Source organism: Streptomyces sp. NPDC016562 (assembly GCF_043076955.1).
Classification (GTDB): Bacteria; Actinomycetota; Actinomycetes; order Streptomycetales; family Streptomycetaceae; genus Streptomyces.
Window position 1 is genome coordinate 1,731,647 of sequence record NZ_JBIBRZ010000001.1, and the last position, 15,297, is coordinate 1,746,943.

General features: G+C 70.5%; 14 protein-coding genes, 1 rRNA gene and 1 riboswitch. Of the genes, 3 read left to right on the top strand and 12 right to left on the bottom strand.

Going from position 1 to position 15,297, the window contains the following annotated elements; translation table 11 throughout:
- Nucleotides 1–121: 121 nt before the first annotated feature.
- Nucleotides 122–751 (top strand): hypothetical protein, encoded by a 630-nt coding sequence (locus tag ACF059_RS08005; RefSeq protein ID WP_392052906.1) that lies wholly within the window; start codon nt 122–124, stop codon nt 749–751.
- A gap of 280 nt (nt 752–1,031) precedes the next feature.
- Complete coding sequence (locus tag ACF059_RS08010) at nt 1,032–1,220, top strand: DUF5999 family protein (protein ID WP_030009772.1); 189 nt, start codon at nt 1,032–1,034, stop codon at nt 1,218–1,220.
- A gap of 105 nt (nt 1,221–1,325) precedes the next feature.
- Here the strand turns inward: ACF059_RS08010 and gcvP are convergent, their stop codons facing one another.
- Entirely contained in the window at nt 1,326–4,211 is a 2,886-nt protein-coding gene (gene gcvP / locus ACF059_RS08015) for an aminomethyl-transferring glycine dehydrogenase (protein WP_392052909.1), read from the bottom strand.
- 195 nt (nt 4,212–4,406) lie between these two features.
- Nucleotides 4,407–4,505, bottom strand: a riboswitch (glycine riboswitch).
- 112 nt (nt 4,506–4,617) lie between these two features.
- Here gcvP and ACF059_RS08020 point away from each other — a divergent pair.
- On the top strand, nt 4,618–4,983 hold the full coding sequence (locus tag ACF059_RS08020) for a PRC-barrel domain-containing protein (protein ID WP_392052912.1): 366 nt from the start codon (nt 4,618–4,620) through the stop codon (nt 4,981–4,983).
- Between the two features lie 6 nt (nt 4,984–4,989).
- Here the strand turns inward: ACF059_RS08020 and ACF059_RS08025 are convergent, their stop codons facing one another.
- The 11 genes from ACF059_RS08025 to rrf all read right to left on the bottom strand — a co-directional run.
- The gene (locus ACF059_RS08025; RefSeq protein WP_392052915.1) at nt 4,990–6,447 is read right to left on the bottom strand and encodes a DNA polymerase IV; all 1,458 of its coding nucleotides are present in this window, start codon (nt 6,445–6,447) and stop codon (nt 4,990–4,992) included.
- A 101-nt stretch (nt 6,448–6,548) separates the two neighbouring features.
- On the bottom strand, nt 6,549–7,187 hold the full coding sequence (locus ACF059_RS08030; RefSeq protein ID WP_392052918.1) for a MerR family transcriptional regulator: 639 nt from the start codon (nt 7,185–7,187) through the stop codon (nt 6,549–6,551).
- A gap of 181 nt (nt 7,188–7,368) precedes the next feature.
- A complete protein-coding gene (locus ACF059_RS08035; RefSeq protein WP_360904455.1) occupies nt 7,369–7,848 on the bottom strand; it encodes a bifunctional nuclease family protein in 480 nt (159 codons plus the stop codon).
- Nucleotides 7,849–7,900: 52 nt separating this feature from the next.
- A complete protein-coding gene (locus ACF059_RS08040) occupies nt 7,901–8,674 on the bottom strand; it encodes a MerR family transcriptional regulator (RefSeq protein WP_392052921.1) in 774 nt (257 codons plus the stop codon).
- A 19-nt stretch (nt 8,675–8,693) separates the two neighbouring features.
- Nucleotides 8,694–9,638: an FHA domain-containing protein gene (locus ACF059_RS08045; protein WP_366868891.1), complete on the bottom strand. Its 945-nt coding sequence runs from the start codon at nt 9,636–9,638 to the stop codon at nt 8,694–8,696.
- Nucleotides 9,639–9,723: 85 nt separating this feature from the next.
- Entirely contained in the window at nt 9,724–10,512 is a 789-nt protein-coding gene (locus ACF059_RS08050; RefSeq protein WP_392052924.1) for a DUF881 domain-containing protein, read from the bottom strand.
- Between the two features lie 5 nt (nt 10,513–10,517).
- Nucleotides 10,518–10,850 (bottom strand): small basic family protein, encoded by a 333-nt coding sequence (locus ACF059_RS08055; RefSeq protein ID WP_007262894.1) that lies wholly within the window; start codon nt 10,848–10,850, stop codon nt 10,518–10,520.
- The gene (locus ACF059_RS08060) at nt 10,847–11,755 is read right to left on the bottom strand and encodes a DUF881 domain-containing protein (protein ID WP_392052927.1); all 909 of its coding nucleotides are present in this window, start codon (nt 11,753–11,755) and stop codon (nt 10,847–10,849) included. The genes ACF059_RS08055 and ACF059_RS08060 overlap by 4 nt, the downstream gene beginning before the upstream one ends.
- A 115-nt stretch (nt 11,756–11,870) precedes the next feature.
- The gene (locus tag ACF059_RS08065) at nt 11,871–14,366 is read right to left on the bottom strand and encodes a sugar phosphate nucleotidyltransferase (RefSeq protein ID WP_392052930.1); all 2,496 of its coding nucleotides are present in this window, start codon (nt 14,364–14,366) and stop codon (nt 11,871–11,873) included.
- A 102-nt stretch (nt 14,367–14,468) separates the two neighbouring features.
- On the bottom strand, nt 14,469–15,059 hold the full coding sequence (locus tag ACF059_RS08070; protein WP_361953861.1) for a CDP-alcohol phosphatidyltransferase family protein: 591 nt from the start codon (nt 15,057–15,059) through the stop codon (nt 14,469–14,471).
- A gap of 142 nt (nt 15,060–15,201) precedes the next feature.
- Nucleotides 15,202–15,297 (bottom strand): 5S ribosomal RNA (gene rrf, locus ACF059_RS08075); the annotation flags it as partial.

Sequence of the window (15,297 nt, forward strand, 5' to 3'; positions counted from 1 at the left end):
AACGAGGCAGAGAGTTGGCGCGCGGCCATTGCCCCTCGGCCCCCCTCTGGCCCCAGAATGCGACAGCTCCGTCCGCACCTGCCCCCGATCCACAGGTCTCCCAAGTGAGAGGCGACCCACCATGCCGCTGCATGTCCCCCCGGCTCCCGCGCCCGCCCTGCGCAGCGTCCTCGCGGCCCTCGGTTCCCCCACCGCCGTGCACGAGGCACGCACTCCGGCCCTGCGTGCGGCCCAGGGGCCGCTGACCCCGGAACTGCCCCTGCCGGTCCACGTCCTCGACCGGCTGAACGTCTCCGGTCTCGCGGCGGGCGGCAGGCCGCCGCGCACCCGGCTCACCGGCTGGCGGTTCCTGATCCGCGGCGGGGAGCGTCACGTCGCGGCGGCCGACACGCGGCTGACACCGGACGGGTGGGTGTTCTCCCACTTCTTCGAAGGGCCCTACGTCGCCGCGACCGAACGCGCCCTGCGCCAGGCGGAGTCGCTCCCGGGGAACTACCAGCCGCGGCTGCTGTCCGTACCGGAGCTCTACATGCTGACCCTGTGGCTGCACGGGGCGGTGGGCGCCGACGCCTCCGCCGGGCTGCCCGCCGGCGCGGACCTGCTGGTGCCGCTGGCACCGGCCCCGCCCGGCATCGCCGCGTACCGGCCGCATCCGGTGTCGGAGCTGCTGCCCGTACTGACCCACCGGCTGACCCCCGCGGCGCCCCCGGCACCCCCGGTCCCGCCGACGCTGGCCGCGCCCGCCGCGTAGGCCCCGGACGGCCGCCCGGCTCGGATGACCCATTCGGCCTAGCCCGGTTGGGTCATCGGCGAACCATCCGAAATGACAGGGGAGTTGGCCTGAACCGCCCGCACGAGTGATGCGTCCTCACTCTATGAGGACAGCTGCCGGGAAATACCTGCGAAGCGGCTGTCGTGGGGGAAGACTGAGGACAAGCTCCCCGCGGGTGCGGGGATGACCCAGGGGGACGGCCATGAAACACCCGTCGAGCCGTAGCACGCAGACCACACCGCAGCGAAAGAACGCATCCATGTGCCAGCACCAGCCTGCCTGCCCGTCAGCCGAATCCGCCGACCGGGAGGCCGCACGCCCGGTGGCCAACCACCCGGAGCAGGGCTGGAGCCTGCTGTGCAATGGCGTCCTGCTCTTCGAGGACACCGGTGAACTGCTGCCGGACGGTCAGATCATCGCCCCGCACCGCCCGCTCGCGGCGGCGTGAGCGATCCGGACCACGACGAAGGGGCCGGCCCGGGAGAACCTCCCGGACCGGCCCCTCCTTCATGAGGTCACGCGCTCACGCACCCGCGAGCTCACGCGTCGGCGCTCAGTTGTCGTACTCGTCCAGCGGCGGGCAGGAGCACACCAGGTTCCGGTCGCCGAACGCGCCGTCGATGCGGCGCACCGGCGGCCAGTACTTCTCGGCGGCCGTGACCCCGCCCGGGAAGACGGCCTCGTCGCGGGTGTACGGGTGGTTCCACTCGCCGCCCAGCGCCGCCGCGGTGTGCGGGGAGTTCGCCAGCGGGTTGTCGTCCACCGGCCACTCGCCGGCCGCGACCCGCTCGATCTCACCGCGGATGGCGATCATCGCGTCGCAGAAGCGGTCGATCTCGGCGAGGTCCTCGGACTCCGTCGGCTCGATCATCAGCGTGCCGGCGACCGGGAAGGACATCGTCGGGGCGTGGAAGCCGTAGTCGATCAGGCGCTTGGCGATGTCGTCCACGCTCACGCCCGTGCTCTTCGACAGCGGGCGCAGGTCGATGATGCACTCGTGCGCGACCAGGTTGCCCGGGCCGGTGTAGAGCACCGGGTAGTGCGGCTCCAGGCGCTTGGCGATGTAGTTGGCGCCCAGCACCGCCACCTGGGTGGCGCGCTTGAGGCCCTCGCCGCCCATGAGGCGCACGTACGACCAGGAGATCGGCAGGATGCCGGCCGAGCCCCACGGCGCGGCCGAGATCGGGCCGACGCCCGTCTCGGGGCCCGCGGTCGGCTGGAGCGGGTGGTTCGGCAGGTACGGGGCCAGGTGGGCCCGGACACCGACCGGGCCGACGCCCGGACCGCCGCCGCCGTGCGGGATGCAGAAGGTCTTGTGCAGGTTCAGGTGCGAGACGTCGCCGCCGAAGTGACCCGGCTTGGCCAGGCCCACCAGGGCGTTCAGGTTGGCGCCGTCGACGTAGACCTGGCCGCCGGCCTCGTGCACCTGGGCGCAGATCTCGGCGACGTGCTCCTCGAACACGCCGTGCGTGGACGGGTAGGTGATCATCAGCACGGCGAGCTCGTCGCGGTACTGCTCGATCTTGGCGCGCAGGTCGTCCGCGTCCACCTCGCCGTCGTCCGCGGTCTTGACCACGACGACCTTCATGCCGGCCATGACGGCGCTGGCGGCGTTGGTGCCGTGCGCGGAGGACGGGATGAGGCAGACGGTGCGCTGCTCGTCGCCGTTGGCGCGGTGGTAGGCGCGCACGGCCAGCAGGCCGGCGAGCTCACCCTGGGAGCCGGCGTTCGGCTGGATGGAGACCTTGTCGTAGCCGGTGACCTCGCAGAGTCGTTCCTCCAGCTCGGTGATGAGCGTGAGGTAGCCCTCGGCCTGCTCCACCGGGGCGAAGGGGTGCAGCTGGCCGAACTCGGGCCAGGTCACCGGCTCCATCTCGGTGGTCGCGTTGAGCTTCATGGTGCAGGAGCCCAGCGGGATCATGCCGCGGTCCAGCGCGTAGTCCTTGTCCGAGAGCTTGCGCAGGTAGCGCAGCATCGCGGTCTCGGAGCGGTGCTGGTGGAAGACGGGGTGCGTCAGGTACTCGTCCGAGCGCAGCAGCCCCTCGGGAAGGGTGTCCGCGGCGGTCTCGTCGAGCGCCTCGATGTCGGCGCTGACGCCGAAGGCGGCCCAGACGGCCTCGATGTCGGCGCGCAGCGTGGTCTCGTCACAGGAGACGGAGACGTGGTCGGCGTCGGCCTGGTGGAGGTTGACCCCGCCCTCACGGGCGGCGGCGACGACCTCGGCCGCCCGGCCCGGCACGCGGGCGGTGATGGTGTCGAAGTACGCGCCGTGCACGATCTCGACCCCGCCGGCCGTCAGGCCCGCGGCGAGCAGGGCCGCGTAGCGGTGGGTGCGGCGGGCGATCGTCCGCAGGCCGTCCGGGCCGTGGTAGACGGCGTACATGGCGGCCATGACGGCCAGCAGCACCTGCGCGGTGCAGATGTTGCTGGTGGCCTTCTCGCGGCGGATGTGCTGCTCGCGGGTCTGCAGGGCCAGGCGGTACGCCTTGTTGCCGTCCGCGTCCACGGAGACGCCGACGAGACGGCCGGGCAGCGAGCGGGCGTGCTTGGCCTGGACGGCCATGTAGCCGGCGTGCGGTCCGCCGAAGCCCATGGGGACGCCGAAGCGCTGCGTGGTGCCCACCGCGATGTCGGCGCCGAGCTCACCCGGGGAGGTCAGCAGGGTCAGGGCGAGCAGGTCGGCCGAGACGGTGACGATGGCGCCGAGCCCGTGGGCCTGGTCGATGACCGGCTTGATGTCGCGCACGGCGCCCGAGGCGCCCGGGTACTGGAGCAGCACGCCGAAGACGCCGCGCTCGGCGATCTCGGCGGGGATGCCGTTCGAGAGGTCGGCGACGACGACCTCGACGCCCGTGGGCTCGGCGCGGGTCTCGATCACGGCGATGGTCTGCGGCAGCGCGTCGGCGTCGATCAGGAAGACGCCGTCCTTGACCTTGCCCACGCGGCGGGCCAGGGACATGGCCTCGGCGGCCGCGGTGCCCTCGTCGAGCAGCGAGGCTCCCGAGGTCGGCAGGCCGGTCAGGTCGGCCACGACGGTCTGGAAGTTCAGGAGCGCTTCGAGGCGGCCCTGTGAGATCTCCGGCTGGTAGGGCGTGTACGCCGTGTACCAGGCCGGGTTCTCCATGACGTTGCGCAGGATCACCGGCGGCGTGAAGGTCCCGTAGTAGCCGAGACCGATCATGGAGGAGAGGACCTGGTTGCGGTCGGCGAGCGAGCGCAGCTCTGCCAGGACCTCGGCCTCGGTGCGCGCCTCGGGCAGGTTCAGCGCCTCGGCAGTCTTGATCACATCCGGTACCGCGGCGGCGGTCAGTTCGTCCAGGGAGCCGTAGCCCACCTGCGCGAGCATCTTCGCCTGGGCCCCGGCATCAGGGCCGATGTGGCGCTGCTCGAAGGGGATGCCTCGCTCCAGCTGGGAGAGCGGAATGCGGTTGGCGGTCATGTACGGAGGCCTCCTGGTCGTATGACCTGCGAGGGGCACCACGGCGCGGGCACCCGGACGGCCTCCCCCTCTGTCATCTCAACCTGAGAGTTTCACCGGAGTCCAGGGGTTGCCCGTGAGCTCCGGCTTTCACCGTCGGTGAGGGGAGGGACCGGCACTGCGCGCCTGGTACCCGCCCCTGCTTTCCAGAGTGGCCTCGTCCGTGCGGTACGTATGCCTGAGAGATTCCGGGGAGGATTTGCTCCTTCGGCGCCTCCGTCTTGCTCACTCGGAGGACTCTCCCGCACAGGGTCGACAGCCATCACCCAGCCTACCAGCGAGGATCCGGACACTCCCCGAGTGGCCTCCTGTCCGAATATGCACTTCTGTAGTCATTACGGAAGTGTTGCGACCATTTGGAGGGACCGTGCAGACCGACATCGATCCGCGCAGCCTGATCGGCCGCAAGGCGTTCGACCGTAACGGCACCAAGATCGGCACCGTCGACGAGGTCTACCTCGACGATGCCACGGGCGTCCCGGAGTGGGCGGCCGTCCGTACGGGGCTCTTCAGCCGGGACGCCTTCGTCCCGCTGGAGCCGAGCGAGCTGGTGGGCGAGACCCTGCGCGTGCCCTTCGAACGCTCCCTGATCAGGGACGCCCCCGACTTCGGCGTCGGCCGCCACCTCTCCCCCGAACAGGAGCTGCAGCTCTACCACCACTACGGTCTGGACACGACCCTCCCCTCGGAGTTCCAGCGCGACTTCGGCCACCTGGCCGGCGACGAGGGCTAGGCCGTCTCAAGAGCCCTCCCCCACCAGGGGCAGCGGGTCGGACGGCTCCAGCTCGGGGTCGTCGACCCGGAAGGTGCGCACCCGGCCGGGCTGCGATCCCGGCTGCTCGAAGCGGACGGTGACCCGCCCGACCCCGCTGCCCTGGACCCACCCGGGCCCGTACACCGCGTGCCGTACGTCGCTCCCGGGCGTCCAGCGCCGCTCGGGAGCCGGATCCGGCGCCGGCTCCCCCGGCAGCTCCGTCCCCGCCGGAGGCTCCCCGGGCCCGCCGGCGGCCTCCGAGCGCCCGGCGCCGCCGGAGACGCCGTCCGCCCCGTCCGCCCCGTCCGACCCCGCAGCCCCGTCCGCCCCGTCCGTCCCGTCCGACCCCGCAGCCCCGTCCGGCTCAGCGGCCAGCGACTGCGCGAAGAGGTCCTCCTGCGTGTAGTCCGCGAGCCCGGTGACCCCCACCCCCAGCAGCCGCACGCCGCCCGTGGTGTCCACGCCCTCCAGCAGCCGCCCCGCCGCCTCCCGGACCACCCCGGGGTCGTCCGTGGGCCCCCGCAGCGTCTCCGACCGCGTGAGCGTGGAGAAGTCGTAGCGCCGCACCTTCAGCACGATCGTGCGCCCCGAGTGCCCCGACGCCCGCAACCGCTGCACGCACCGGTCCGCCAGCCGCTGCACCTCGCCCCGGATCCGTACCCGGTCGTGCAGGTCCACGTCGAAGGTGTCCTCGACCGACACGGACTTCGCGTCCCGCTCCGCGACCACCGGCCGGTCGTCCAGCCCCAGCGCCATCCGGTAGAGCCCCACCCCGTGCGCGCGCCCGACCATCCGGACCAGCTCGTCCTCCCCGGCCTCCACCAGCTCCCCCACGGTGGTGATCCCGGCGCGGCGCAGGTGCTCCCCGGTGGCCGGCCCCACCCCGGGCAGGGTCCGTACCGACATGGGGGCGAGCAGCTCGCGCTCGGTGCCGGGCTCGATCAGCAGCAGCCCGGCCGGCTTGGCCTCCTCGGAGGCCACCTTGGCGAGCATCTTGGACCCGGCCAGTCCCACCGACCCGCTGAGCCCGGTGGCGGCCCTGATGTCCGCCCGCAGCCGCTCCCCGACCTCCCGGGCGGTCGTCGCGTCGAAGGCGACCCCGCCGGCCTCCAGGTCCACGAAGGCCTCGTCCAGGCTGAGCGGCTCCACGAGCGGGGAGAGCTCCCGCAGCATGGCCATCACCACGTCGCTGACCTGCCGGTAGAGACTGAAGCGCGGGATCAGGCAGGCACCGTTCGGGCAGAGCCTCCTGGCCTGCGCCATGGGCATCGCCGAGTGCACCCCGAACCGCCTGGCCTCGTACGAGGCCGTGGCGACGACCCCGCGCGGCCCGAGCCCGCCGACGATGACGGCCTTGCCGCGCAGACTCGGCTTCGACGCCTGCTCCACGGAGGCGTAGAAGGCGTCCATGTCCAGATGCAGAATGGTCGGCGCGGCTCTCACAGCACCGATGCTGCCCTACGGCACTGACATTCCCCAGGCCGGACGCCGTGGGGCCGGACGGCGTCGGACAGGCCGGACGGCATCGGGCAGCCCGGACGGCGTCAGACGGCGCGGTTGCGCCGGGCCGCCAGCTCGTCCGCCGGATTCTTCCCGACCAGGGTCTCGCCGGTGTCCACCCGCTCCCCGTGCAGCTGGGACAGCGCGCTCTCGACGTCGCGCCAGACCACGCCCACGGCGATCCCGAAGACCCCCTGCCCGCCCTGGAGCAGGCTCACGACCTGGTCCGGCGAGGTGCACTCGTACACGGAGGCGCCGTCGCTCATCAGCGTCACCCGCTCAAGGTCCTGGATCCCCCGGTCACGCAGGTGCTGGACGGCCGTACGGATGTTCTGCAGCGCCACCCCGGTGTCCAGGAAACGCTTGACGATCTTGAGGACCACGACGTCGCGGAAGCTGTAGAGGCGCTGCGTGCCCGAACCGTACGCGGGCCGCACGCTGGGCTCCACCAGGCCGGTCCGCGCCCAGTAGTCGAGCTGCCGGTAGGTGATGCCCGCCGCGGCGCACGCCGTCGGCCCGCGGTATCCGATCTGCTCGGGCGCCGGTTCGCCTTCCACCGGCCCGACCGGCGTCGACTCCGGCTGACGGCGCGCGGAACCGACCGCACCGCCGTGCAGCGGGTACGGTCCAGCATCACTCCGTACGGGGGTGCCCCCGGTCGTACCGTCGCCCGTGATCCTCACGCCGACCCTCCGTCCTTGACCTGCCCACCTCGAAGGTAGGCAGTCACCAGGGGTGCGTCAACGATCGCCACACTCGGCACGCCGAGTGATAATCACCCTGAGAGTGGTTTCACGTATCCGTTTGCGGGGAAAGGCTACTCGAATGGGCCGAAAGCCCTCGGGGACGACGCGGTCGACACCCTCACTGCGGGCCGGGACCGGTACCGAAGTCCTCGGGCGAGATCTGGTCGAGGAACTCGCGGAACTTCTCCACCTCGTCCTCCTGCTCGTCGGGAATGGCGATTCCGGCGTCGTCCAGCACGCCGTCACTGCCGTAGATCGGCGTCCCCGTCCGCAGGGCGAGCGCTATCGCGTCCGAAGGCCGCGCGCTCACCTCGACCCCGCTGGCGAAGACGAGCTCCGCGTAGAAGACGCCCTCCCGCAGATCCGTGATCCGGACCTCGGTGAGCTCCTCGCCGACCGCCTCCAGCACGTCCTTGAACAGGTCGTGCGTCAACGGACGGGCAGGGGCCATCCCCTGCTGCGCGAAGGCAATGGCGGTCGCCTCCCCAGGACCGATCCAGATGGGGAGGTACCGGTCGCCTCCCACTTCACGCAGGAGCACGATCGGTTGGTTGGAGGGCATTTCCACCCGGACACCCACAACGTCGAGCTCGTTCACACAGCAACCCTAGGACCTGCCCGGCAGGTTTGGGTAGTCGGGGCCCCCTCGGTCACCTCAGCCGGACCCCGAGAGCGGTCTGTACGAGCGCCTCGTGCAGCCGTACGGAGAGCCCCGCGAGCTCCTTCAAAGTGGCCTCGGCGTGCGCTCTGGTCTGCGGGTTGCGGTGCCGGCGCAGCGGCGCCACGACCTGCTCCACCAGGCCCGCCTCCCGGTCCGCGGCGGCTTTCATCGCCCGCAGGTGCCGCGGCTCCAGTCCGAAGCGCCCCAGGTCGGCCACGAGACGGGCCACCGTGACCGCCTCGGCGTCGAACCCGCCCTCCGGACCCTCCGCGAGCAGCCCGTACGACTCCCACTCGACGAGCTGGGCCTCGTCCACCCCGGCGGCCTCGAGCAGCTCGGCGCGGCCCACACGGGCCACGGGGGGCCGCTGCCGGCCCACCTCGCCGTAGACGGCCGCGGGGCCCTCGGGGTCGACGGACTCCCCGTGCGCGGCGGGCGCGGGGATACGGATCTGCTCGCCACGGGCGAGCGCGTCGAGCTGCTCGCGGATGACCTTCAGCGGCAGGTAGTGGTCGCGCTGCAGGCGCAGGATGCGGGCGAGGCGCTCCACGTCCTCGGTGCTGAACTTGCGGTATCCCGAAGGGGTGCGCCGGGGCTCGACAAGCCCCTCCGCCTCCAGGAAACGGATCTTCGAGATCGTGATGTCGGGGAACTCGTCACGCAGCGTGGTGAGCACCGTGCCGATGCTCACCAGCCGCCCGGCCGAGCCGGTACTGCCGGCGGTGCCGTCCTTCGGGGCACCGCCGGTCGGGGTACGCAGCATGGGACCTTCCCTTGAAGGGTCAGACGCCCCGCAGGCTCGCGTAGAAGACCAGCCGGTACTTTCCGATCTGCACCTCGTCGCCGTTGTGCAGGGCGACGGAGTCGATCGGTTCCCGGTTCACGTACGTGCCGTTGAGGCTGCCGACGTCGCTGACGGTGAAACCGCCGTCCGGACTCCTGCGGAATTCGACATGGCGCCGGGAGACGGTGACGTCGTCCAGGAAGATGTCGCTCTGCGGGTGCCGGCCCGCCGTGGTCAGCTCGCCGTCCAGCAGGAAGCGGCTACCGGAGTTGGGTCCGCGGCGCACGATGAGCAGCGCGGAACCGGGGGGCAGCGCTTCCACCGCGGCCTGGGCCTCGGGGGACAGCGAGGACGACACGTGCGCTTGTCCCGACACCTCGGCCTCGTAGGCCTCCAGGCCCGAGATCGAGATGGTGGACGTGGTCTCCGAGGCACGCTCCGGCGTCAGGCCCGCCCGCAGCGGCGCGCCGCAGTTCGAGCAGAACCGACTGGCCGCATCGCTGCGGTGCCCGCACCTGCTGCAAACCTGCTCGGCCGACATGGACGGCTCCTCGCGCCGCGGCTGCCCCGCGGAGGCATGGGTGGCATACGGGTCGGGGGCAAACCCTCCACCCGTACTTGAGGTTGATGGTTCACCGAAACCTATGCGTCCGGTACCGGCCGGGTCAACGGCCGACGCGCCGGGCGCGCCGGAGACATCGCCCGCACCGGCGACCTCGTCGCGGAAGAGCGGCCGGTCGCCCTGCCCCTCCACGTCGCCGTGGCCCGCACGGTGCCTCGCCGCGCCGCTTTCCTCGCGGTTCTTCTTGCCGAACAACTTCTCAAACAACTTCACGGGCGATTCCCCTTGACCGAAACAGACCCGCCCGTGGGGCAGGACGAACTCCGAATGCAGACACCTGCCGACCCTGACATCAACACAACGTCCGTAACCACCAGACAGTTTCCACCACGCACCGCGACTTCGGTGCGCCGACCCCCCGCAGGCATCCGCCCGCGTGAGCCGGTCCACTCTTCACTCCGCATCATCACGATGACGACCGAGCGTAGTCAGGCTGCTTCGCAGCCCGCAAGGCATCCACAACGATCTTCGCCGACCGTGTGACGACGACGGTCGCCTGCTCCTTCTCCAGCGTCTGCACGACACCGCCGGGAATGTTGAGCGCGGGCTCCAGGTCCTGGGCCTTTCCGATCACCCTGAACTCATAGGGCTGTGTGATCTTCTTACCGTCGATTCCGACCCCGCCGTTCTCCTCCGAGAAGTACGAGCCCGCGACGATCCGCACACCGTTGATCTGGATCGCCTCCGCGCCGGCCGCCCGCAGCTCCTGGAGCGTGTCGAGCAGCTGGTCGGCCCGCACCTGACCCGTGGCATCGGTGATCTTCAGCGTGATGCCCGGCCCCTGAGCCGCCACGGTACCGGCCAGGATGCCGAGTTGACGCTCCTTCTCGACGGTCTGCCTGCGTGCCTCCTCGGCCTGGTTGGAGCTGCTCTCCAGCTCCTTGCGCTGATCCTCCAGCTTCTGCTTCTCGTCCTCCAGGCGCTTGGTCCGCCCGTCGAGCTCGTCGAGGATCCGCACGAGGTCCTCCTGACGGGCCCCGCGCAGCGCACTGGAGTCGCTGTTCGAGCGCACCTGGATGGCCAGACCCAGCCCCAGGACGAACAGCAGCAGCGCCACGATCAGTTGGGCGCGGCTCACCCGCGGCGGCCAGAGCCCCGCCGCGAGCCGCTGACGGCCGGTCTGCTCGGGCGGCGCGGGCTCCCCTGCGGGCTCCCCCGTACCCTGCGGCTCCTCGGGGCTGTCGTTCGTACTCATCGGCCTCACGCCCGGAACACGTGCCGGCGGATGGCCGCGGCGTTGGAGAAGATGCGGATGCCGAGGACCACGACGACACCCGTGGACAGCTGCGAGCCGACGCCGAGCTTGTCGCCGAGGAAGACGATCAGCGCGGCCACCACCACGTTCGACAGGAACGACACCACGAAGACCTTGTCCACGAAGATCCCGTCCAGCATCGCGCGCAGACCGCCGAACACCGCGTCCAGCGCCGCGACCACGGCGATCGGCAGATAAGGCTCCACCACGGCCGGTACTTCGGGCCGGACCAGAAGCCCGACCACCACTCCGGCCAAGAGGCCCAGTACCGCGATCACGATGCACCCTTCTGCTGCTCTGCTGCTGTAGCCGTACGTACGGTCAGACTCGACGCGGCCGGCAACCGCACCTCGTCCACGGGGGACAGCGTGTAGCGGATCCCGTAGCTCTCCTGCAGCACGTGCAGGTACTGGCCGTCCGCCGAGTCCTGGAAGGCCGTGCCGAGCCGCTTCTTGTCCCCCACCGCCAGCACTTCGTACGGCGGCACCAGCGGCCTGTTGTCGACCAGTATCGCGTCACCCGCGGCCCGGATCGCCGACAGCGCCGTGAGCCGCTGCCCGTTGATGGAGACGGCCTCCGCCCCGGACTGCCACAGCCCGTTGACGATCTTCTGCATGTCGCGGTCGCGCAGCCGGCCGGTGTCCGAGAAACCGGAGCTCTCGCGCGGTCCGCCCCCCTTGGAGGAAGCACCCTTCGCGTCGTCCACCACCAGCTTGACCCCGGGCCCGCGGACCTCCGTGGCACCGGACAGCAGCGCCACGAGCTCACCCTGACCACCACTGGGCTGCTGCAGGGCCGCGCGCTGGCGGGCGGCCACGTCCGTCCTCAGCCGTTCGATGTCCCGCTCCAGGCCGTTGGCGCGCTCGTCGGCCCGCTCGACCCGGTCGATCAGCTCGTGACGCTCCTTGGCCAGCACCGGCGCGGCTATCCGCGCCTCGGCGGCGCCCAGCGTGACGACCATGGCGGCGAGCACGAGCCCGGCGGCCAGCCCCAGCTTCGCCCTGAGGGTGCGGGGCAGACCCGCCGTACCCTGCGCCTCACGCCGGGCCGAGGCCTCCGCGTAGCCCTCGTCGAGACTGTGGTCCATCACGTGCGTCAGCAGCGACATGGAGGCGTCCGGGCGCGCGGGCGGCACAGGGGAGGCCGAACTCCGGCTGGGGGGCGGCTGCGACATGCCGCACATCGTCGCATGTCGGCGCCCTGCACACCGAATGCGCCTGTCCGACGGGCCGGGGCGGGGAGCATTCCCCCGCACCCGGCCCGCCGGACTCGGTCCTACGTCAACGCTCGCCCGGCACTCAGTGCCCGGCGCCGTCCACCACGGCCGCCCACTCGTCGAGCAGGGCCTGCGCGGAGGCGTCGTCGGGGCCTTCGGCCCACAGATGGGTGACCGCCTCCGCCGGGTCCGGCAGCACCAGCGCCCACCGCCCGTCGGCCTCGACCACCCGCACCCCGTCGGTGGTGTCCACCTGACGGTCGCCGGCGGCCTCCACGACCCGCCGCATGACGAGCCCCTTCACCGCCCACGGCGTCGGAACGTCCCGCTTGAGCACGTGCGCCCGCGGGATCCGCGCGTCGATCTGGCTCAGCGTGAGCTGCGTCCGTGCCACCAGCCCGAGGAGCTGCACGAAGGCCGCCGACCCGTCGAACACGCTGCTGAACTCCGGAACGATGAAACCGCCGCGGCCGTCCCCGCCGAAGATGGTGTTCTCCGCACGCCCCACCCGCGTCAGGTCGTCGGGCGACGTGGTCGTCCACTCCACCTGCGTGCCGTGGTACGCCGCCACCTGCTCCGCGACCCGCGTCGTGGTCACCGGCAGCGCGACCTTGCCGCTGCGCTTCTCCGCGGCCACCAGGTCGAGCAGCACCAGCAGGGCCCGGTCGTCCTCGATGATCCGCCCGCGCTCGTCCACCAGGGAGATCCGCTCGCCCACCGGGTCGAACCGCACCCCGAAGGCCGCTCTGGCCGAGGCGACGATCTCGCCCAGCCGCACCAGCCCGGCGCGCCGTGACTCCGTGGTCTCCGTCGGCCTGGATTCGTCGAGCCCGGGATTGATCGTCAGGGCGTCCACGCCGAGCCGCCCCAGCAGGCTCGGCATGACAAGCCCGGCGCTGCCGTTGGAGGCGTCCACGACCACCTTGAGCCCGGCGTCGCTGATCCCCGTGGTGTCCACCCGCCGCAGCAGCGAGCCGGTGTAGGCGTCGAAGACACTGCCCGGGAACTGCAGGTCACCGATCTCACCGGGGAACGCACGCCGGTACTCCTGGCGCGCGTACACCCGGTCGAGCTTGCGCTGCTGCTGGAGCGAGAGGTCCGCTCCCCGCTCGTCCAGGAACATGATGTCCACGGAGTCGGGCACGCCCGGTGAGGTCCGCAGGACGATGCCGCCCGCACTGCCCCGCGCGGTCTGCTGCCGCGCCACGGGCAGCGGGACGTTCTCCAGGTCCCGTACGTTGATGGCGCTGGCCTGGAGCGCTGAGATCACCGCCCGCTTGAGCGCTCGGGCGCCTCGGGAGTGGTCACGCGCCGTGGTGACGGTCGCCCCCTTCTTCAGGGTCGTCGCGTAGGCACCGGCGAGCCGGACCACCAGCTCGGGCGTGATCTCCACGTTCAGGATGCCGGAGACTCCCCGCGCACCGAACAGATGGGCCTGGCCTCTGGACTCCCAGATGACCGAGGTGTTGACGAAGGCTCCGGCCTCGACCGTCTTGAAGGGGTAGACCCGCACGTTCCCCTGGACGATCGATTCCTCACCCACGAGGCACTCGTCGCCGATGACGGCCCCGTCCTCGATCCGCGCGGCCCGCATGATGTCGGTGTTCTTGCCGATGACGCAGCCGCGGAGATTGCTGTGGGGCCCGATGTACACGTTGTCGTGGACGACGGCCTTGTGCAGGAAGGCGCCGCTCTTGACGACGACGTTCGACCCGATGACGGTGTGCTCGCGGATCTCGACCCCGGCCTCGACCTTGGCGTAGTCACCGATGTACAGCGGGCCGTGCAGCACCGCGTCCGGGCTCACCTCCGCCCCTTCGGCGACCCACACGCCGGGCGAGATCTCGAAGGCGTCCATGTCGACCTGGACCTTGCCCTCCAGCACGTCGGCCTGGGCCTTGACGTAGCTCTCGTGCGTGCCCACGTCCTCCCAGTAGCCCTCGGCCACGTAGCCGTAGATGGGCCGGCCTTCCTTCATGAGCTGCGGGAAGACGTCGCCGGACCAGTCGACCGAGACGTCCGGGTCCACGTAGTCGAAGACCTCGGGCTCCATGACGTAGATACCGGTGTTGACGGTGTCCGAGAACACCTGCCCCCACGTCGGCTTCTCCAGGAAGCGCTCGACCTTCCCTTCCTCGTCCACGATCGTGATGCCGAATTCCAGCGGGTTCGGCACCCGCGTCAGGCACACCGTGACGAGGGCGCCCTTCTCCTTGTGGAAACGGATCAGATCGGTGAGGTCGAAGTCCGTGAGCGCATCGCCCGAAATGACGACGAAGGCATCATCCTTCAAGGCCTCCTCGGCGTTCTTCACGCTGCCGGCGGTGCCGAGTGGCTTCTCCTCGTTGGCATAGGTGAGCTCCATCCCGAGCTCTTCGCCATCCCCGAAGTAGTTCTTGACGAGCGACGCCAGGAACTGCACGGTGACCACGGTTTCGTTGAGCCCGTGGCGCTTGAGCAGCCTGAGCACGTGCTCCATGATCGGCCGGTTCGCCACCGGCAGGAGCGGCTTGGGCATGCTCGAGGTCATGGGACGAAGACGTGTGCCTTCGCCACCGGCCATCACGACGGCCTTCATGTCGGAAGAGTCCTCCTTGAGAGATGACAGTCGTACCGACATCACCCGTCTCGGTCGGTGACTCGGCAACTCCACCGCGTCATCAGGCCGCCCGGGGCGAGCTCAATCGGCTGTGGCGTCAGCCTTCACCAAACGGCGGACTTGAACCACATAAAGGACTCCTGCCCACCAATAGAGGGTTGTACCCCATCCGGCGAACGCCCATCCGAAAACTGACCCCGTCCAGGCCAACCAGCCGCTTCCGTCACTGAGCAGGAGCAACGGAAACGCGTACATCAGGTTGAAGGTCGCGGCCTTGCCGAGGAAGTTGACCTGCGGGGGCGGATAGCCGTGACGCCGCAGGATCCACACCATGACCAGCAACATCAGCTCACGCGCGAGCAGGGCTCCGGTGACCCACAGCGGCAGGATCTCCCGATAGGTCAGCCCGAAGAGCGTCGAGAGAATGTACAAACGGTCCGCGGCCGGATCCAGCAGCCGACCGAGGTTGCTGATCTGGTTCCAGCGCCGGGCCAGCTTGCCGTCGAGGTAGTCACTGATCCCGCTGAGCATGAGGACGGCCAGGGCCCATCCGTCGTGCTTCGCGAGGATCAGCCACAGGAACAGGGGCACGCCGGCCAGGCGAGCCATGCTCAGGATGTTCGGAATGGTGAAAATTCGGTCAGTCTGAACCCGAGTCTCCTGGACCTCCACCCGGGGGCCTCCACTGTGACTGTAGAAATCGGTCGTTCGATGCCCCTTGACCCTACAGGAGACCGCACACGTGCCCGTAAACGCAGAAAAGCCCCGCACCGAACCCCCGTAAAGGGGCTGGTGCGGGGCTTCCGCAATGATTGTTCGGCGGCGTCCTACTCTCCCACAGGGTCCCCCCTGCAGTACCATCGGCGCTGAAAGGCTTAGCTTCCGGGTTCGGAATGTAACCGGGCGTTTC